At 67.3% G+C, this 19233-nt stretch carries 13 protein-coding genes and 2 pseudogenes; 6 read left to right on the forward strand and 9 right to left on the reverse strand.

Annotated features, from left to right (window positions below; translation table 11 throughout):
- Positions 1 to 178: 178 nt before the first annotated feature.
- The 3 genes from ychF to JWN03_RS17565 form a co-directional block, all read right to left on the reverse strand.
- Entirely contained in the window at positions 179 to 1258 is a 1080-nt protein-coding gene (gene ychF, locus JWN03_RS17555) for a redox-regulated ATPase YchF (RefSeq protein ID WP_297615832.1), read from the reverse strand.
- Between the two features lie 78 nt (positions 1259 to 1336).
- Positions 1337 to 2605, reverse strand: a complete 1269-nt coding sequence (locus JWN03_RS17560; RefSeq protein WP_297615834.1) for an SGNH/GDSL hydrolase family protein — start codon at positions 2603 to 2605, stop codon at positions 1337 to 1339.
- Positions 2606 to 2693: 88 nt separating this feature from the next.
- Positions 2694 to 3323 carry a TIGR03086 family metal-binding protein gene (locus JWN03_RS17565; RefSeq protein ID WP_297615836.1) on the reverse strand — a complete coding sequence of 210 codons (630 nt, stop codon included), beginning with the start codon at positions 3321 to 3323 and terminating at the stop codon, positions 2694 to 2696.
- A 100-nt stretch (positions 3324 to 3423) separates the two neighbouring features.
- On the opposite strand from JWN03_RS17565, the gene JWN03_RS17570 reads away from it, so the two are divergent.
- A complete protein-coding gene (locus JWN03_RS17570) occupies positions 3424 to 4398 on the forward strand; it encodes a helix-turn-helix transcriptional regulator (protein WP_297615838.1) in 975 nt (324 codons plus the stop codon).
- 120 nt (positions 4399 to 4518) lie between these two features.
- Here the strand turns inward: JWN03_RS17570 and JWN03_RS17575 are convergent, their stop codons facing one another.
- The 3 genes from JWN03_RS17575 to JWN03_RS17585 form a co-directional block, all read right to left on the reverse strand.
- Positions 4519 to 5355 (reverse strand): carbohydrate ABC transporter permease, encoded by an 837-nt coding sequence (locus JWN03_RS17575; RefSeq protein WP_297615840.1) that lies wholly within the window; start codon positions 5353 to 5355, stop codon positions 4519 to 4521.
- Positions 5352 to 6230 carry a carbohydrate ABC transporter permease gene (locus JWN03_RS17580; protein WP_297616087.1) on the reverse strand — a complete coding sequence of 293 codons (879 nt, stop codon included), beginning with the start codon at positions 6228 to 6230 and terminating at the stop codon, positions 5352 to 5354. Before JWN03_RS17580 ends, JWN03_RS17575 begins: the two co-directional genes overlap by 4 nt.
- Before the next feature lie 115 nt (positions 6231 to 6345).
- Entirely contained in the window at positions 6346 to 7659 is a 1314-nt protein-coding gene (locus JWN03_RS17585; RefSeq protein ID WP_297615842.1) for an ABC transporter substrate-binding protein, read from the reverse strand.
- A 393-nt stretch (positions 7660 to 8052) separates the two neighbouring features.
- On the opposite strand from JWN03_RS17585, the gene JWN03_RS17590 reads away from it, so the two are divergent.
- The 4 genes from JWN03_RS17590 (at position 8053) to JWN03_RS17605 (ending at position 12869) form a co-directional block, all read left to right on the forward strand.
- The gene (locus JWN03_RS17590; RefSeq protein ID WP_297615844.1) at positions 8053 to 10383 is read left to right on the forward strand and encodes a carbon starvation CstA family protein; all 2331 of its coding nucleotides are present in this window, start codon (positions 8053 to 8055) and stop codon (positions 10381 to 10383) included.
- 15 nt (positions 10384 to 10398) lie between these two features.
- Positions 10399 to 10638: a YbdD/YjiX family protein gene (locus tag JWN03_RS17595; RefSeq protein ID WP_297615846.1), complete on the forward strand. Its 240-nt coding sequence runs from the start codon at positions 10399 to 10401 to the stop codon at positions 10636 to 10638.
- A 219-nt stretch (positions 10639 to 10857) separates the two neighbouring features.
- Positions 10858 to 12357: an AlkA N-terminal domain-containing protein gene (locus JWN03_RS17600; RefSeq protein ID WP_297615848.1), complete on the forward strand. Its 1500-nt coding sequence runs from the start codon at positions 10858 to 10860 to the stop codon at positions 12355 to 12357.
- 14 nt (positions 12358 to 12371) lie between these two features.
- Complete coding sequence (locus JWN03_RS17605) at positions 12372 to 12869, forward strand: methylated-DNA--[protein]-cysteine S-methyltransferase (RefSeq protein WP_441343013.1); 498 nt, start codon at positions 12372 to 12374, stop codon at positions 12867 to 12869.
- A 13-nt stretch (positions 12870 to 12882) separates the two neighbouring features.
- Here the strand turns inward: JWN03_RS17605 and JWN03_RS17610 are convergent.
- The 3 genes and pseudogenes from JWN03_RS17610 to JWN03_RS17620 all read right to left on the reverse strand — a co-directional run.
- A pseudogene (locus JWN03_RS17610) lies at positions 12883 to 13122 on the reverse strand (dihydrofolate reductase family protein); the annotation flags it as partial.
- A 115-nt stretch (positions 13123 to 13237) separates the two neighbouring features.
- Entirely contained in the window at positions 13238 to 16375 is a 3138-nt protein-coding gene (locus JWN03_RS17615) for an AAA family ATPase (RefSeq protein WP_297615852.1), read from the reverse strand.
- Between the two features lie 382 nt (positions 16376 to 16757).
- Positions 16758 to 17888 (reverse strand): annotated as a pseudogene (locus JWN03_RS17620) (exonuclease SbcCD subunit D); the annotation flags it as partial.
- Between the two features lie 186 nt (positions 17889 to 18074).
- Here JWN03_RS17620 and JWN03_RS17625 point away from each other — a divergent pair.
- On the forward strand, positions 18075 to 19223 hold the full coding sequence (locus tag JWN03_RS17625) for a DNA recombination protein RmuC (protein ID WP_297615854.1): 1149 nt from the start codon (positions 18075 to 18077) through the stop codon (positions 19221 to 19223).
- Positions 19224 to 19233 lie beyond the last annotated feature (10 nt).

The following is a 19233-nucleotide window of genomic DNA, read 5'->3' on the forward strand; positions in this document are numbered from 1 at the left end:
CTCCGGAAACGACGAATCAGCCTAGGCGCGCCAGTAGCAGCATCGAACAGTGCGATGAACGATAGCGGAACACGGGCGCACAACAAGGCAGGCGGCGCGCAAATTTACTTCGCCGCTCCGCGCGACGCGCCGACGGGATGTCGTGCCGCGTAGGCGGGTTCGTCAGATCAGGGCAGGATCAAACGTTGAATCGGAACTCGACCACGTCGCCATCGGCCATGACGTAGTCCTTGCCCTCTATCCGGACCTTGCCGGCGGACTTGGCGGCGGCCATGGAACCGGCTGCCATGAGGTCGTCGAAGGCGACGATTTCGGCCTTGATGAAGCCGCGCTCGAAATCGGTGTGGATGACGCCGGCCGCCTTGGGGGCGGTATCGCCCTGGTGGATGGTCCAGGCGCGCGATTCCTTCGGGCCGGCGGTGAGGTAGGTCTGCAGGCCGAGGGTGTGGAAACCGGCGCGGGCCAGCGAATGCAGGCCCGGCTCGGTCTGGCCGATGGATTCCAGCAGTTCGACGGCGGATTCCTCGTCGAGCTCGATGAGCTCGGACTCGACCTTGGCGTCCAGGAAGACGGCGTCGGCGGGGGCGACGGCGGCCGCGAGCTCGGCCTTCTTGGCCTCGTCGGTGAGGATCGCCTCGTCGGCATTGAAGACGTAGAGGAAGGGCTTGATGGTGAGCAGCGAAAGTTCCTTCAGCAGCTCGACATCGAGTTCCTTGCGCGCCGCGAACAGGGTGCGGCCGGCGTCGAGGATCTCCTGCGCCTTTTTGGCGGCATCGGCGACCGGCTTGCGGTCCTTCTTGACGCGGGCTTCCTTGTCGAGGCGGACGACCGCCTTCTCCAGGGTCTGCATATCGGCGAGGATCAGCTCGGTCTCGATGACCTCGATATCGGCGAGCGGATCGACCTTGCCGTCGACGTGGATCACATCGTCGTCGGCGAAGACGCGCACCACCTGACAGATGGCGTCGGCCTCACGAATATTGGCGAGGAACTTATTGCCCAGGCCCGCACCCTCGGAGGCGCCCTTCACAATGCCGGCGATGTCGACGAAGGACACCACGGCGGGGAGCTGGCGCTCGGAGTGGAAGATCTCGGCGAGCTTGGCCAGCCGCGGATCGGGCAGCGAAACGACGCCGGTGTTCGGCTCGATGGTGGCGAAGGGGTAGTTCGCCGCCAGCACGTCGTTGCGGGTCAACGCATTGAACAGCGTCGATTTTCCGACGTTGGGCAGGCCGACGATTCCGAGGGTGAGACTCACGAGAACAAGACTCTACCTGCGCAGTTCGGGCGGAACGGACCCGGGCCGGGCAGTTCGAGCCGTTCGCGGTCACGCGGGTCAGTCGAGCACCGTCGCGACGGCTGCCGCCAGGGCCACATATCCGGCATCGCGCAGGTGCAAATGGTCGCCGCTGTCGAAGGCGGGCGCGAGCCGCTCGGGATCGGCCGGATCTGCGAGCACAACAGCCGAATCCACCACTGCGTCGTACTCGCCCGAGGTGCGAATCCAGTCGTTCACCGCCTTACGGACACCCTCACGGTCGTCGTAACGGACTAGATCACCGTCACCGAAGGTGGAACCCGCGGCGGGCGGAATGGTCGCGCCGATGATCTGGATGCCCGCCGCGCGGGCCAGGGTGATGAGGGACCGATAGCCGGCGATCAATTGCTCCGCGGAGACGCCGGGGCCCGGACCTCCGGTCGCCAGATTCCCGCCACCGAGCCAGATGTCGTTGATGCCCTCCAGGACCACCACGGCGCCGATACCGGGCTGGTCGAGGACGTCGCGGCGGAAGCGGGATATCGCGCTCTCCCCCATCCACTGCGAATCCGCGGTCACACAGTTGCCGCCGATGCCGAGATTGAGTATCGGACGCGGCTTTCCCTGTGCGACAAGACTTTCGGCAAGTACCTCCGGGTAGGTGTGGTGGGCGTCCATGGTGGAGCCGACACCCTCGGTGAGGGAGTCGCCCAGCAGCGCAACCCCGGAGGAACGCGGCCGTAGCTGCTGGGTCTCCACCGCCGCCAGGTAGTAGTAGGACGAGGAGGTCACGGTGAATGCCGTTGGGGCGGTATCGGATCGATGGTCGCCCCAGGCCAGGTAGGAGGTGCCCAGCACCTGTGCGTGATACGTCCCGGGGCCGGTCGGATCGGCGAAGAACAGCGTCACCGTCAGCAGCTCCAGAGGCTCGACCGGCAGGGTGATCGGATCCGTGACCGCCGTGCTCCCCGGCGCGATTCGGAACGCCGACTCGGAGCCGATCAGCAACTGCCGCAGGCTATCCGGATCCACGGCCGCACCGCCGGCACTGCGCGCGACGGTCGCGCCGGTCACCTGCAAGGGTTTCGTGCCGAACTGGTTGGACAATCGCAGCCGGAGTTGCGTTCCCCCGTCGCTGACCCGAATCACCTGGCGCACCGACTGATTCCCGAATCCGACCATCGACCAGTTGGGCGTGAAACTGTTGTCACCCGGCCGCTGCGTGCCGGTCGCCCACACCGCCTGCCACCCCGGCACGGCGACCGGTGCGGCGGCGGTGGCTCCGGCGAGCACAACCAGCAGCGTGAAGAGGGCGGCGACAATGCGCACGACAGGGATCGCCTTCATCAGCCCCCTGCCGACCGGGCCGCACCCGCAAGACCGAGTTCATGCACGCACCCAGCTTGGCACTGAGTGGCCGATTTATCGCGGCGGTTCAGGCGCGCGGGTCGCGACCCAGGTAGCCGAGCAGCTCATCGACCACGGGAGTGGCGCTCGCGGAATCGGATTCGACAACCGCGGCGTAGGCGCCCCACTGGCGCAGCGGTTCCACCAGACCCGTTGCGGCGGTGAGCAGATGGCCAGCCAGCTCCGCGGTCAGCGGTGACGGCTGCCCGGTCGCGATGGCGATATCCCAGGCGTGCACGGCCGCGTCGAGGGCGCACATGACGGCCGCGACCGGGGTCGGCAGCGCGCCGTGCGGCAGCGGGGTGGGGACGGTTTCGGCCGCGTCGGTGACGGTGGACCAGGCGGCGGTGGTCTGTTCGACTGCGGCGGCGACCAATTCGGCCGGAGTGCCGTCGACGGTGCCGGAGGGCGAGAACGGGTCGTAGGCCGGGCCTTCGCCGATACCGAGAGACAGGGCGTAGGCCAGTTGGTCGGCGGCGGCGTGCTGCACGACCTGGGTGACGGTCCACTCCGAGCACGGGGTGATCAGCTGCCACTGGTCGGCGCCGACACCGGCGACCGCGTCGGTGAGTGCGCGGTAGGAGGTGGCGAGCACATCCCGCCAGACGGGGGCGAGGGCGGCGGCGGGGGTGGTGGCGGTCTGCGAGTTGGTGCTCATTGTTCTTGCCTCTCGGGTTGTTTCGATCCGTTGAGATAAAGATATGAGTCGATTAGGCTGGTTTTCTTCCTAATTATTGGGCCGATGAAGAAGGAGCGATGTGACCTCGACCACAACCCGGCTGCTGCGCCTGCTCTCGCTCCTGCAGGACCACACCTATACCGGTCGTGACCTGGCCGACCGCCTGGCGGTCACCGACCGCACGCTGCGTCAGGACATCACCCGCCTGCGTGAGCTCGGCTATCCGGTGCACGCCGAACGCGGCCCCATCGGCGGGTATCGCCTGGGTCAGGGCGCGAATATGCCGCCGCTGCTGCTCGACGACGACGAAGCGGTCGCGGTGGCCGTCGCGGTGGGCCTGGCCGAGGACGGTTCCACCGGCATCGCCGATATCGGCGAGAGCATGACGCGGGCCTGGGCCAAGCTGGAACGAATCATGCCGAAACGACTGCAGCGCAAGGTGACCGCGCTCCGCGGCGCCACCGATATCGGCCAGGCGGTCACCGGCTCCATCGAACCCGACGCCCCGGTCCCCGCCGCCACGCTGACCACTCTCGCCGCCGCCATCCGCGCCGCCACCACCCTGCACGCCGACGAGATCGAGCTCGAGCCTTACCGCCTGATCAGCTGGCAGCGCCGCTGGTACCTGGTCGCCTACAGCCTGGAAACCCACACCTGGCAAGCCCTCCCCGTATCGCGCATCAGCCGGCTCACCCCGGCCACCCGCCATTTCGCGCCCCGCCCGCTCCCCGCCGACGACCTCGCCGCCTTCGTCCTCCGCGAAATCGCCTCCACCGGTTGGGAAGTCCACGCCCGAGTCACGATTCTCGAACCCGCCGACACCGTCATAGCCCGCATCAACCCCACCGTCGGCGTCGTGGAACCGATCGACGCCCACACCTGCCAACTACTCACCGGCGCAGACAGATTGGAAACCATAGCCATCTACCTGAGCATGCTCATGATGGATTTCCGAGTAGACAGCCCACCCGAACTGGTCGACCACGTCCGCACCCTCGCCCGCCGCTATACAGCCGCCACCCCGCCGTTCACCGCGAGCGTGCCGCTCCCATAAGAAAGTCACGAGCCTGGGCCGGGTCCGCCGCATCGAGGCCGACAGCCGGAGCCATCGAACATTCGGCCCGACTGGCATGGACCATGCACGGCCGTCCCGGCACACCGAATTTCGGGGGTGTCAGCGGCCGCCGAGGCCAGACATGGCTATGCCTTTGACGAAGGAGCGCTGGGCCAGGGCGTAGAGGAGCAGGAGGGGCAGGAGCAGCAGGATGGCGGCGGACATGAGGAGGGGCCAGTTGGTGGAGTACTGGCCTTGCAGGCGGATGAGGCCGAGGGTCGCGGTGGCGTATTCGTTGCGCTGGATCATGATCAGCGGCCAGAGGAAGTCGTTCCAGACGGTGATCCAGGTGAGGACCGCCAGGACCATGACGGCGGGGCGGGCGTGCGGCAGCAGGACCCGCCAATAGATCTGCCAGGGCGTGCAGCCGTCGAGGGTGGCCGCCTCTTCCAATTCGGTGGGCAGGGTTTGGAAGAACTGACGCATGAGATAGGTGCCGAAGGCACTGCCGAACAGGCCGGGAACGATCATGGACCAGGGCGTGTCCATCCAGCCGAGGGCCCGCATGAGCAGGAATTGCGGTATGACGGTGACGGTCAGCGGCACCATGAGGGTGGCCAGGTAGGCGAGGAAGAGGGCCTCGCGGCCCGGAAAACGCAAGTGGGCGAAGGCATATCCGGCCAGGGAGCAGAAGAAGACCTGACCGGCCGTCACGCAGCCGGCGTAGATAGTGGTGTTGAGCAGCATGCGGCCCAGCGGGATGGCGTCGAAAACATCGGCGTAATTGGACCATTGGGGATGCGCGGGCAGCGGTGCCGCATCGAGCAGTTCGCCGTCGGACTTCAGCGACGCCGAGACGGCCCACAGGATGGGCAGCAGCGCGCACCAGGCCACCACGATCAAGGCCAGGTAGATCAGCGCGCCACTCAGGAAGCGGCGGCCGGAAGTACGCCTCACAGGTCCGCCTCCGCCCGGCGCGACAGTCGCAGCTGAATCAGCGTCAGTACCAACAGGATTGCGAATATCACCCAGGCCAGTGCCGAGGCGTAGCCGACCTCGTAGAAGCGGAAAGCGTTCTGGAACAACATGATTCCCAGCACATAGGTCCCAGTCTCCGGACCGCCGTTACTGCCCGTCAGTGCATACGCCTGATCGAACGCCTGCACCGAATTGATAATGGTGATGACAAAAACGAAGGACAGCGCGCCGCGAATCAGCGGCACGGTGATCGACCGGAAGCGCCGGAACGCGCCCGCACCATCGATTTCCGCTGCCTCGTAAAGGTTTTCGGGTACACCCTGCATGGCCGCCAGCAGAATGACCGTCGCGAAGGGCACGCTCTTCCACACCGTGACCAGACTCAGCGATACCAGCGCCCAGTCCGGATCCGTCAGCCACGGCACGGGACCGAGACCGATCCAGCCGAGCAGGCGATTCAGCAGTCCGTCATCGCTGGCGAAGATGAAGCGGAAGACTACCGCCATCGCCACCGTGGAGGCCACCAGCGGCAGGAAGGCGATCGTCCGGAATATCGCGATACCGGCCAGCTTTCGATTCAGCAGACCGGCCACAGCGAGGCTGATCACTACTGTCGGCACCAGCGTGAGCAGTGTGAATACCGCCGTATTGCGCAGCGCGATATAGAAGAGCGGGTCGGCGGAAAACAGCCGTCGATAGTTATCCACACCCACAAAGCGCGGTGCACTGAACAGATCCCACGAATGGAAGCTCAGGTAGAGCGAAAACCCCAACGGGAACAGCAGAAACACGGCTACAGCCGCGAGATTCGGCGCAATGAACAACGCTCCGGCCCGCGCCCGCCGCCTGGCCAGAGCCGTAGAACCCGCCCGGCCGCGACCCTGGCCACGCTCGGTAATGGGCGGCCGCACCTCGGCTCCGGCGGCAGTCTCGCCGCTCAGCACCCCGTCGCTCCCCGCCCGACGCCGCTCATGTCGCCGCCCGCAGGACAGCGTCGATATCAGAGGCGGTGCGGCCACCGAGCGAATCCGCGGTCGCCGCGCCGCGCAGCACCCGATTGCAGCCACGTTCGAGCAGCGCCTCCACCTTTCCCCACTGGGGCGTAACGGCCATTTGACGCGAATTCGCGGGCCCCTCGGTGAACACCTCCAGATTCCGGATGCCGCGGTGCGCATCAGCGAAACCCGTGGTGTACATGGCGGATTTGAGCACCGGCACAAACAGCCCGGAGGCTGCGATCAAGGCCTGACCTTCCGGCCCGGTCGCGAATTTCACGAATTCCCAGGCTTGTTCGCGGCGCGGACTGGCGGCGGCAATGGCGAGTCCGGTGCTGCCGACATCGGTAATGGCCCCCGGTCCCCCGTGCGGTCCGACCGGTAGCACGGTGACATCGAAGTCGAGCCCGCCGTGCCCGGTGAATTCCGAGTACAGCCAGTGCCCGCCCATGAGCATGGCGGCCTTGCCATTGCGGAACAGGTCCTGCGCCGAAACCGATTGCCGGTCAGCGACAGTCGGAGCTACACCGTGCCGCACCGCGAGGTCGGCATAGAACTGCAGCCCTTCGGCGAAACGCGGATCGCCGATATTGGTCCGCACCGGCTGCACGGGCGGGCTGAACCATTCGGCCCCATTGTTCATACCGAAGCAGGCGGCCGAGAAGTACGGCACCCAGGCATCCACAAAACCCCACTGCTGGGTGCGGCCGCCGGATTCGTGGTGGGTGAGCGCGGTGGCCGCGGCGAGGAATTCGGTGAAACTCCAAGCCTCCGACCAGCGCGCTGGGGGCTGGATTCCCGCCTCCGCGAACAGCTTTCGATTGTAGTAGAGGAATACCCCCGACCATTGCTCCGGCAGCGCGTACTGCCCGCCCCGCCACCGGAAGGTGTCCCGCAGCGGCGCATACCCGTCCTCGTGCAGCTGAGCCGCGTACTGCGGATCGCGGTCCAGGAATTCCCGCAGATCCACCAGGACGCCGCGTTCGGCGAGTCCGGCGTAGAGCAGCTCCCACGACATCAAGACGTCCGGGCACTTGCCGCCCGCACAGTAGGTGAGCATCTGCTGCAGCGGATCGGGGCCGGACATGATCGTCCGGATCTTGATATCCGGTCGCCGCCTGCGGAATTCGTCGATGATGTGCAACCGCGACCGCGCTTCCTCCGGCCGCGCCTGGAAGAAGAAGGTCACCGCATCGTCGTCACCACCACCGCACCCGCTCATGGCCGCGGCCAGCGACGCTGCCGCCGCCGAGCGGAGCAGGGTGCGCCGAGTGACGGTCCTGTTCACAGCGTGTCGGGCATTCGTAGCTCAGTACCGGCAAGAGTCATCCAGGTCTCCTCTGTCGTGGAAACACGGTTTACGCATGGCGCGGCAGTGCGCCGGATCCCATCTGCGGGACCACGTGACGCAGGTCTCGAGCCAGCATGGCAGCATACGGAGCGCAACCTGCGACACGCGGAGAACACGCGGACTCGCGGGCCCCCGCGCCGGATCTCGTCACCGCGTTCCCCGGCGTAAGCATCCGCCGGGCCATCCATACCTGTCGGTACGACACTTGGTGAACGGCTGGGCAAAGCCGGTTCCCAAGCGGGTGCAGTCCGCTACGTTTGTCCCATTTCAGTTAAATCCACAGCACTTAGATCTGCAGCACTCAGATCCGCCGCACGGGAGGGTTGTCGCATGGCGACCATCGAATACCTCCGGACAGACCCCGACCTACCCCCGGTCGGCGTCGTGGACCGGACGCCCATGACCCCCGCGAAGAAGGGCATCTTCTTCGCCGTCGCCGTTCTCGGCGCCATCGCCTGGACGGTCCTCGCCATAGCGCGCGGCGAGGACGTCAATGCGGTGTGGATCGTGGTGGCCGCCCTCTGTACCTATGTGCTGGCGTACCAGTTCTACTCGCGGCTGATCGAATGGAAGATCACCAAACCGCGCGATGACGTCGCCACTCCGGCCGAGGAGCTGGAGAACGGCCGCGACTACATGCCGATGGACCGGCGCGTGCTCTTCGGGCACCACTTCGCCGCCATCGCCGGCGCGGGACCGCTGGTCGGACCGGTACTGGCCGCGCAGATGGGCTATCTGCCGGGCACCATCTGGATCATTGTCGGCGTCGTGTTCGCCGGTGCGGTGCAGGATTATCTGGTGCTGTGGGCCTCGGTGAAACGCCGCGGCCGCAGTCTCGGGCAGATGGCCCGCGACGAGCTCGGCGTGGTCGGTGGCGTGGCCGCTATCGTGGCCGTGCTGGTCATCATGATGATCCTGCTCGCGGTGCTCGGCATCGTGGTGGTCAATGCGCTCGCCGCCACCCCGAATGCGAAAACCGGGGTGCTCGAGGGCGGTAGCCCGTGGGGCGTGTTCTCCATCGCCATGACCATTCCGATCGCCCTGTTCATGGGCGTGTACCTGCGCTTCGTGCGGCCGGGCAAGGTCGGCGAGATCTCCATCGTCGGCTTCGCACTGCTGCTGCTCGCCATCATCTCCGGCAACTGGGTGGCCGGATCCGCTTGGGGCCGTGACTGGTTCAACATGTCCGGCACCAGCATCGCCTGGATGCTGATCATCTACGGCTTCATCGCCTCGGTGCTGCCGGTGTGGCTGCTACTCGCCCCGCGCGACTACCTGTCCACGTTCATGAAGATCGGCACCATCACCCTGCTGGCCATCGGCGTGCTCGTCACCATGCCGGTGCTGAAGGCTCCCGCCATCTCGCAGTTCGCGGGCAACAGCAGTGGTCCGTCGTTCGCGGGCAATCTGTTCCCGTTCCTGTTCATCACCATCGCCTGTGGTGCGCTGTCGGGATTCCATGCGCTGGTGTCCTCGGGCACCACGCCGAAACTGCTGGAGAAGCAGTCGCAGGCCCGCATGATCGGCTACGGCGGCATGCTCATGGAGTCGTTCGTGGCGGTCATGGCGATCATCACCGCCAGCATCATCGACCAGCACCTGTACTTCGCCATCAATGCCAGCCCTGCCCTCACCGGCAATAGCGCCGACAAGGCCGCCACCTACGTGAACGGCCTGGGGCTGGGCGGGAATCCGATCACCGCCGCCGATCTGAATTCGGCAGCGGCCGGGGTCGACGAGGCCAATATCGTCTCCCGCACCGGTGGCGCGCCGACGCTGGCCATCGGCATGTCGGAGGTGCTGCACAAGCTCATCGGCGGCTCGGGCCTGAAGGCGTTCTGGTACCACTTCGCGATCATGTTCGAGGCGCTGTTCATCCTCACCACCATCGACGCGGGCACCCGCGTGGCGCGCTTCATGCTGTCGGATTCGATCGGCAATCTGCCCGGGGCCAAGCGCTTCAAGGATCCGTCGTGGCTGCCCGGCGCCTGGATCTGCTCGGCCATCGTGGTCGCGGCCTGGGGCTCGGTACTGCTCATGGGCGTCACCGATCCGCTGGGCGGCATCAATACGCTCTATCCGCTGTTCGGCATCTCCAACCAGCTGCTGGCGGCGGTCGCGCTGACCGTGGTGCTGGCCATCGTGGTGAAGAAGGGCCTGGTGAAATGGGCCTGGATTCCGGCGGTACCGCTGGTCTGGGATCTGATCGTCACCATGACGGCGTCGTTCCAGAAGATCTTCTCGGGCGATCCGAAGATCGGGTACTGGACACTGCACCACAACACCGTCCGCACCCACGACGCCTACGTCGCCGCGCGCGACTCCGGGCAGCTGCCCAAGGGCGTGGCGAATCTCGCCGCGCTGAATACGCAGATCTCGAACCTGGACAAGACGATTCGCAATACCTTCATCCAGGGCACGCTGTCGATCGTGTTCGCGGTGCTGGTGCTGATCGTGGCGCTGATCGGGCTGTGGGTGTGTATTCGCGCGCTGCGCAAGGGTGGCGGCGAAAGCACCGAATCGCCGGAGCAGCCGTCGAAGATCTTCGGGCCGAGTTCGTTCCTGGCCACCAAGGCCGAGAAGGAAGTGCAGAAGGAATGGGACGATCTCGTCGCACAGGGCAAGGTGCGTGCGAGCGGGGCCGCGGCGCACGCACACTGATGGTGTGATCTCCCGATGACCGAACCGACCGCCCCGTCCTCCGCAGCCCCGCTGCGGGCGGCGGGGCGCGCCGTTCTCCGCGCCGCACGCGCCGTGATCTGGTGGTTCAACTCGATCCTCGGCGGCAACGACTACCAGCGCTACGTCCAGCACCTGCGGCTGCAACACCCGGACGCCCCGATCCCGAGCGAACGCGACTACTGGCGCGACCGCCACGACGCAGCAGCCCGTAACCCGGCCAACCGCTGCTGCTAACCCGACTCCCCGGACCTTCAGCGCCCGGCTGAGAGCCGTTGACCGTTCAGTACGCGTGCCGGCGGTACAGAGCCGACCAAATTTTGGGCGTACCCAGGGAGTTACCCCGACCGTTGCGAAATCAGTTGGCGCGTTGGCATCCGACTTGTCCGATTTCCGCCGATAGTCATGTCCTATTTCCGCTAGCGAAGTTGGGCGCATCCTGCGATCGTGGTTCCTGTGAGTGCGAACGAGCTGGACTTCGAGCGGTGCTACCGCGCCGTGGCAACCAAGGATGCCCGCTTCGACGGGCAATTCGTGACCGCGGTGCGCACCACCGGAATCTATTGCCGCCCTTCATGTCCCGCCATAACCCCGAAACCTGCCAACGTCACCTTCCTACGCACGGCCGCCGCGGCCCAGCAGTCCGGATTCCGGGCCTGCCGCCGCTGCCTGCCGGACGCGGCCCCCGGCTCCCCGCTGTGGAACACCCGCGCCGACCTGGCCGCCCGCGCCATGCGGCTGATTGCCGACGGCGTGATCGAACGCGGCGGCGTGCCCGCCCTGGCCGACACCCTCGGCTATTCACAACGCCAGCTCACCCGGGTCCTCACCAGCGAACTCGGCGCCGGACCCCTGGCGCTGGCCCGGGCGCACCGGGCGCACACCGCCCGGCTGCTCATCCAGACCACCCCGCTGTCCATGTCGGATATCGCGTTCGCCGCGGGCTTCGCGAGCATCCGGCAGTTCAACGACACCGTGCGGGAGGTGTTCGCGGTCAGCCCGACCACGCTGCGCGACGAATCCCGCCGCCGCAACGGCGATACGCTGCCCGCCACCAATGGCCTGCTGACACTGCGACTGCCGTACCGGGAGCCGCTCGACAAGCCCTGGCTGGAATGGTTCCTGTCCTCGCACGCCGTGCCCGGACTGGAACTGTGGGAGGACGGGGTCTACACCCGTAGCCTGCGAACCCCGCACGGCCACACCACCGTTCGCATGTCCGTGCAGCCCGGGCACGTCCGCGCCTCGCTGGCGCTGCACGATATGCGCGACCTCGCGCCGACCGTCGCCCGACTACGCCACTTCCTCGACCTCGACGCCGACCCGGTCGGCATCGACGAGGCCCTGGCCGCGGGTATGGCCGGAAACAGTGCGGGCGCGGCGCTCTCCCCCGGAATTCGGGTACCGGGTTGCCTCGACGGACCGGAACTGTTGCTGCGCACCATGATCGGACAGCAGATCTCCGTCGCGGCGGCCAATACCCACAGCGCCCGGCTGGTGCAGCACCTGGGCGAATCCATCCCCGGACCGGTCCCGCACCTGTTCCCCACCGCCGCGGCCATTGCCGAACACGGCGCCGAGGTGCTGACCGGCCCGGCCAAGCGCATCGAAGCCATCGTTGCCGCCGCCCGCGCCCTCGCCGAGGGTGACCTGATCCTGCACGCGGGCCGCACCGCCACCGAACTCCGGCGCGATCTGCTGGCCCTCGATGGTGTGGGCCCGTGGACCGCCGATTACGTCACCATGCGGCTACTGGCCGATCCGGACGTACTGCTGCACACCGATCTGATCGTCCGCCGCGGCGCCGGGCTGCTCGGCATCGATCTGACCGATACCGCCCGCTGGGCGCCCTGGCGCTCCTATCTGACCATGCATCTCTGGAAGCACGCCCTGGCCCACCCTGCCACCGTCCCCGATGGCGCCCCCGGCGCCCGGAAAGCGAGAACAGTACCGTGACTCAATCCGTCTCTGTGACCGCCGATTTCGCCACCGTGACCACCCCCGTCGGCCCGTTTACCGCCCTCGTCGACCCGGACGGCGCGGTCCTGGCGGCCGGCTGGACCGCCGATGCGGAGAACCTCCGCGGGCTCATCCACGCCACCCTGCGACCCGCCGAACTTCGCGAACGCGATTCGCTCGGCGCAGTCACCAAGGCTGTCACTGACTTTCACGCAGGCGATATCACGGCCATCGACGCCATCACCGTCCGCCAGCTCTCCGGCCCATTCCTCGTACACGCCTGGGAGGTCCTGCGCAAAGTGCCCGGCGGGGAACCGATTACGTACACCGATTTCGCCGCTGCCTCCGGTCGCCCCGCCGCCACCCGGGCCGCCGCCAATGCCTGTGCGCGCAATGCGGCAGCCCTGTTCGTCCCCTGCCACCGCATCATCCGCACCGATGGCACTCTCGGCGGCTTCCGCTGGGGCCTGCCGGTCAAGCGCTGGCTGCTCGACCACGAGGCGCACTGACCGGCCGTGACAGTTACCGGCGCCAGAACAGGTGGTGCACAACCCCGCTCGGGCTCGGAATCTGCTCCAGGTGGAAGCGGTCGGTGAGTTCGCCGGGATTCGTCCACAACCGTTCGCCGCTACCGAGTTCGACCGGTGACACAGCACAGTGCATCTGGTCGATCAGATCGGCCTCGAGAAAAGCCCGGACCGTGGCCACGCCGCCGCCGATGCGCACGTCCTTGCCGTCGACGGCGTCGAAGGCCTGCGCCAGCGCCAGTCAGGCAGTCGTCGAGACCGTAGCTTCCCCCCGGGTCGTAACCGCTGCGACGCGGTCGAACCCGCCACCCGCACAAGCCCCACCGGGAATCGAAGCTGGTCTGAGGGGGTCAGCCGAGGGCGGTTTCGAGGCGGGAGCCGGTGCGGCCGCGGATGACGTGCAGGCGGCTGGGGATGCGCTGGCGCATTTCATCCACATGACTCACAACCCCCACTACGCGCCCGCCGGAGCGGAGTTCGTCGAGGACGCCCATGACGGCGTCCAGGGTGTCGGCGTCGAGGCTGCCGAAACCCTCGTCGATGAAGAGAGTGTCCAGGACGAGACCACCGGATTCGGCGGCGACTACATCCGCCAGGCCTAGGGCGAGAGATAGTGAGGCCATGAAGGTTTCGCCGCCGGAGAGGGTTTTGGCGGGGCGGATCGCTCCGGTGTAGTCGTCACGGATGTCGAGGCCCAGGCCGCCGCGACGGCCGCGGGGGCCGGCGGCATCGGTGTGGACGAATTCGTAACGGCCGCCGGACATTCGGCGGAGGCGGACCGAACCGGAGACTGCCACCTCTTCGAGACGGGCGGCGAGTACGTAGGAGCGCAGAGACATTCGGCGGTTGTTCTCACCTCGCCCGGACACTACGTCGGACAGGCGGGCGAGTTCGTCGTGTGCCTGCTGGATGGGTGCGATTCTGTCCACAGCCGCCCACAGCTGTGTGCACAGTTCTTCGAGTTGCTCGACCCGGCGGGCGGCGACGGTGTGTGCGGCAACGGCGAGCTCGAGAGCCGTTTGCGCCTGTGTCACAGCGGCTTCCAGCCCGGCCAGATCTCCGAGTGCCATACCGGCTGCGGCCTGGATCTCCGGTTCGGCCAGCACGGTTTCCGCATGCGAGCGAGCACGGTCGGCAGCGACCAGTTCGGCTTCGATATCGGCCTGCCGCTGTGCCGTGCGCGAGGCGGCATCAACGGCCCGGGCGTACTCGGCGAGGACGCTGTAATCCGGGCCGCTCTCGCCCATGACCGGCGGGGCAGTTTCGACCAGACCCGCGTCGTACGAAAGCTTCTCGACCCTTACAGCCAGTGCCGCGACCTGTTCGCGAGCGAGTACGGATTCCGTGCGCGCCTCACGCAATGCCGTGGCGGCCGCGACCAGCGCATCGAGGCGTGCGCGGCGACGATCCACGGTGCCGTCCGCACCCGCGGCGGTGGTCAGCCGCTCGGTGAGTTCGGCCAGCCGGCGGTCGGTAGCGACCATGCGTTCCATCGTTGCGCTGCCGCGACTCTCACTGTCCCGCAACTCGTCCTGAAGCCGGGTTTCCTCGGCGCGCAGCCGATCAAGTTCGGTGGCCAGACCGTCCGCCAGCTTCGCCCGGTCCCGCGCCTCGGCCCAACGCGCCTCGGCGGCCGCCAGTCCGCTCGCCAATTCCGCCTTATCCGCATCACCACCGCGTTCGACAAGCACTTCGATGGTGCGCTCCAGCTCCGCAACCAGCTGCCCGGCCTGTTCCCGCGCGGTCTCGGCGGCCCGTTCCACCTTCACCGCAGCGTCTTCCGCCTCATTGGACACCGCCAGCTCACCCGCTCGCGCGGGCGCGGGATGCTCGGCCGACCCGCACACCGCGCACGGATCTCCGTCCACGAGCGCCCCGGCCAGCTCGGCTGCCATCCCCGCCAGCCGCTGTTCCCGCAGCGCGAGCGTGCGCTCGCGCGCATCCAGATGTGCGGTCCGCTTCCCTTCGAAGTTCGCCTTGCCCCGCGTCAGCTCCCCCTGCCGCCGCTCCAATTCGAGCGCAGCCGTGGCAGCCGCTCGCAGCCGCTCCCGCTCCGCCTCCAGCACCGGCAGCCCCGCGGCGGCATCGGTAGCCGCTCGCAGTCGAACCTCCACCCCCGCAATAACTTCCGGAACTTTGGCGCGCCGCTCGGTAACCTTCCGCACCGTCTCGGCCAGCTCCCGCTGCTCCTCCCGCAGCCGCGCCAACTCCCCCGTCAGCCGCGTAGCCGACTCCGCATCCGCCCGCACCTCGTCCAAGGCCCCCATCTGCGCACTCCACCGCTGCGCAGCCGCTTCCAGCCCCCGCCTGACCGAATCCGAGCCCGGCTCCGCCGCAGGCGGTTCGATGCTCTCCAATTCCAGAGCGAGCTCACTGGCCGACAGTTCACCGGTCGCCAGATCCGCTGCGGCCCAGGCAGTTCCGTCGAGTTCGACACTGGCTGGTTCGAGGAGGCGGTCGGCGAGTTGTTCGGCGGTGCGGGTGGCGTCGTCTTCGCGGCGGCGGAGGGCCACGGCGGCGGAGCGGGCCTCGGCGAGGGCGGTGGCTACGGGCTCGGCGCGGCGGGCTCGGTCGAGTTCGGTTTGCAGGGTGTCGCGGTGGGTTGCGCCGGAGGCGTAGGCCTCGAGTTGGGTGCGAGCCTCGGTGAGACGGCGGTGGCGGTCGTGGAGGCGGCGCTGTTCTTCGGCCGCCGCGTGGGCCCGGGTGGAATTCGACTGGTGCTGTTCGTGTTCCGTCGTAGTGCCGGTCAGGGCCGCACGGGCGGCTGCCAGCAGGCGCTGCGACCAGTCGACGGATTCGAGGGGACCGGCGGTTTCGGTGCCGGCGAGGCCCGCGGCGGTGCCGACCCGGGCGATGAGGCGATCGATGCCCTGTTTGCGGGTATCGAGATCGGCGGAGCCGGCGCGGCGCTTATCGATCAACCACTGTTCGGCGGTGCCGAATCGCTCGGTGTCGAAAAGCTTTTCGAGGAGCTTTTCCCGATCTTCGTTGTCGGCGCGCAGGAATCGCGCGAAATCACCCTGGGGCAGCAGCACAACTTGGAAGAACTGGTCGGCGCTCATGCCGAGCAGGCGCAGAACCTCATCGCCGATATCGGGAATTCGGGACAGATGCTGGCCACGACCGTCCAGCCATTCCAGCGTCGCGGACGCATTCTCCTTGACCCAACCGCTTTTCGCGCGCGTACTCGGCCGCTGAAACTCGGGCGAACGGGTCAATCGCAAACGCCTGCCGCCCAGCGTCGCCTCCAATTGCACCCGCGGCGGTGTCTGCTCATCGGCATGATCGGAGTGCAGCCGCTTCTCCCCGCGCGCCCCGGGCACACTGCCGTACAGCGCGAAGGCGACCGCATCCAGCACGGTGGTCTTGCCCGCGCCGGTCTGCCCGTGCAGCAGGAACAGCCCGTCGGCCCCGAGCTCGTCGAAATCCACCACGGCCGTTTCGGCGAACGGGCCGAAGGCGGTCAATTCCAGTCGATGCAGCCGCACGCGCCGTCCCCTTCGGTCTTCGACCATCCAACAACTCGGCGCGGGCGAGTGCCCGCAGGACACGCCGCCGCAGCGCCGCGAATACGACTCATGCAGTCAACTCGGCTGCGCCACCATCGGATTCGGGCGGCACCAGACCGAAGAGCTCAGGATCCCCGTCCAGCTCATCGACACCGGATAGCCGCTTGCTCCCATCATCGGCAATCCGCTGCGCCGAACCGACTCGGGCGGCGCGCGCACTCTCCGCACCATCACCGGAGACACGCACCTGACTGTCCTCGACCTGACCCGCGGCGGGCACCAGACCGCCCGTCCCCCGCACCCCAGCATTGCGGCCGATCCCGTCACCCGCTTGGTCACTGTGGGCGCGCACCGGGCCTTCCTTCTCCCGCACGGCGGCGGCCAGTGCCCGCTCGAGCCACGTCATTTCCCCTGCGGTGGGCACACCGCGCACATCGGTGAGGAAGCTCTGCGCGATCTCGGTATCGCGCCGGCCGTGCACGCGCTCCCGATAGTGCAATTCCGGATTGCCTTCGGGCCGAACCCATTCCACGTGCACGGCGTGCGGGAAGCGCTCGCGCAGCCGCCGCAGCGCATCGACCGGCCGCACATGATCGGTCAGCGTCGCCGATACGTAATCCTGTTCGGCCCCGGCATGCTCGGGTGCGTCCAGCAGTTCCTCCAGCGTTCCGCCGAGCTGGCTGAGCCCGCGCACCACCGGCAGTTCGCGCCGCGATACCGACGACAACCCGCCGGCGTCCAATTCCACCATCCACACCGCCTTGCGCTGCGACCGCTCGCCGAACGAATACGGCAGCGGAGACCCGCAGTACCGCACCGACTCCGACAGCGTCTGCGGCGAATGCAAATGTCCCAGCGCCACATAGTCGATGCCGTCGAAGGCGCCCAGCGGCACCGTCTCCACGCCGCCCACGGAGATGGACCGCTCGGATCCGGTGGCCTCGCCGCCCACCACGAAGGCGTGTGCCAGCACCACCGACCGCACCCCGGCACGCTCGGCCAGATCGCCCCGGATCAACCGCATGGCGGCATCGAGGATCTCGGCATGCGAACGCGCCTGCGGCACGCCCAGTTCCGCACGCGTGATCTCCGGCTCCAAGTATGGAATGCCGTAGAAAGCCACCTCTCCGTGCGCGTCGGACAGCATTACGGGCCGCGCCACTTCGGATATCCCGCACCGCAGATGCAGCCCGCCCGCCGCCGCGAAACTCCCCAGCGCACCGAGCCGCGTCGGCGAGTCGTGATTGCCGGAGGTGGCGACAATGGTTGCCCCCGCCGCCCGAATGGCTTCGAAACCACGGTTGCATACCGCGATCGCGTCCGCGCTCGGAATGGACCGGTCGTACACATCCCCCGGTAGCACCACCACATTCACCTGCTCCGCGGCCACCAGTTCGGCAATGGCACGCAGCGAACACTCCTGATCGGCGAGCAGATCGACACCGTGGAAGGTGCGGCCGATATGCCAGTCGGAGGTGTGCAGGATTCGCATGCCGCAAAACGTAGGCGATCCCTCCGACAGATTCATCCGTACCCTCGCGCGCTTCCGGAAACACGCCGGTGTATTGCGGGCGCGGGCAGACTTCGCACCCCGCCGCGCCTACCGGCTCCTCCGAAAGCTGCCACGCAGTTGCCGGTTTCACGGTTTTGTCGGTGGCATAGGGCAAACTCGCCACCCATGACCGCACCGATGCTGTTCGCGCTGCTTTTGGTGTTCATCGCAGGACTCGGCCTGGGCTGGCTCGGGCATTCCGCACGCGCGGGTCAGCGCGCTGCGGTGGCCGAGGCCCGGCTCTCGGCCATGCACGACAACGAGCGGTTGCTGCATCAGTCGCTGGGTGCGGCCAGTGAGGATGCGGCACGGCGGCAATCACATGCGCTGGGTTCGATGATGGAGCCGCTGCGTGAGGCGGTCGGCACCCTGAACCGGCACATCCAGGAGGTCGAGCACAACCGCATCAACGCGTATTCCGGCCTGCGCGAACAGGTTGCGGGCATGCAGCGCACCTCGCACCATCTCTCCACGCAGACCGGGCAATTGGTCGCCGCGCTGCGGGCGCCGCAGGTGCGCGGCCGCTGGGGTGAGATCCAATTGGAGCGAGTGGTCGAACTGGCAGGCATGACCAGGCACTGCGATTTCGATACCCAGGTCACCCGTCGTGCCGGCACGACTGGAACCACCGAGGGCGTGGTCCGCCCGGATCTGGTGGTGCGGCTGGCGGCCGGCCGGCAGATCGTGGTGGACGCCAAAGTGCCGTGCACCGCATATCTGGAAGCCGCGGCCACCGAGGAACCGCGCGAGCGTGACCACCATCTCGCCCGGCATGCCAAACACCTGCGCAATCATGTCGATCAATTGGCCGCGAAGGAGTATTGGGCGGCATTCGATCCGTCCCCGGAATTCGTTGTCCTGTTCGTGCCCGGCGATCCCTTCCTGGATGCCGCGATGGGCGCCGATGCCGGCCTGCTGGAGTACGCCTTCGGCCGCAATGTGGTGCTCGCTACCCCGACCACATTGATCGCGCTACTGCGCACGGTGGCCCTCGGCTGGCGGCAGGAGGCCATGTCGCAGGATATGGCGCTGATTCAGCAGCTCGGTCGCGAGCTGTACACCCGGCTGGGCACCACCGGCCGCCATTTGGATCGGCTGGGCGCACAACTCGGCAAGGCGGTGGACTCGTTCAATCACACCGTCGCCTCGGTCGAAACACGAGTCATGGTGACGGCCCGCAAACTCCATGATCTAGAGATTTCAGACACCCCCGTGCCGGAATTACATCAGGTGGAAACCTGGCCCCGGGCCGTCGGATTCGCCGAATCCGACTAATAGGGCAATG

Origin of the sequence: Nocardia sp., from assembly GCF_025465275.1 — a bacterium.
In the GTDB taxonomy this organism is placed as follows: domain Bacteria; phylum Actinomycetota; class Actinomycetes; order Mycobacteriales; family Mycobacteriaceae; genus Nocardia.

What these genes read in the sequence shown, in the direction of transcription:
- JWN03_RS17595 (WP_297615846.1), top strand. Translation starts at nt 10,399, where the DNA reads ATGACCGAACCGACCGCCCCGTCCTCCGCAGCCCCGCTGCGGGCGGCG.
- JWN03_RS17565 (WP_297615836.1), bottom strand. Translation starts at nt 3,323, where the DNA reads ATGAGCACCAACTCGCAGACCGCCACCACCCCCGCCGCCGCCCTCGCC.
- JWN03_RS17625 (WP_297615854.1), top strand. Translation starts at nt 18,075, where the DNA reads ATGACCGCACCGATGCTGTTCGCGCTGCTTTTGGTGTTCATCGCAGGA.
- JWN03_RS17590 (WP_297615844.1), top strand. Translation starts at nt 8,053, where the DNA reads ATGGCGACCATCGAATACCTCCGGACAGACCCCGACCTACCCCCGGTC.
- JWN03_RS17560 (WP_297615834.1), bottom strand. Translation starts at nt 2,605, where the DNA reads ATGAAGGCGATCCCTGTCGTGCGCATTGTCGCCGCCCTCTTCACGCTG.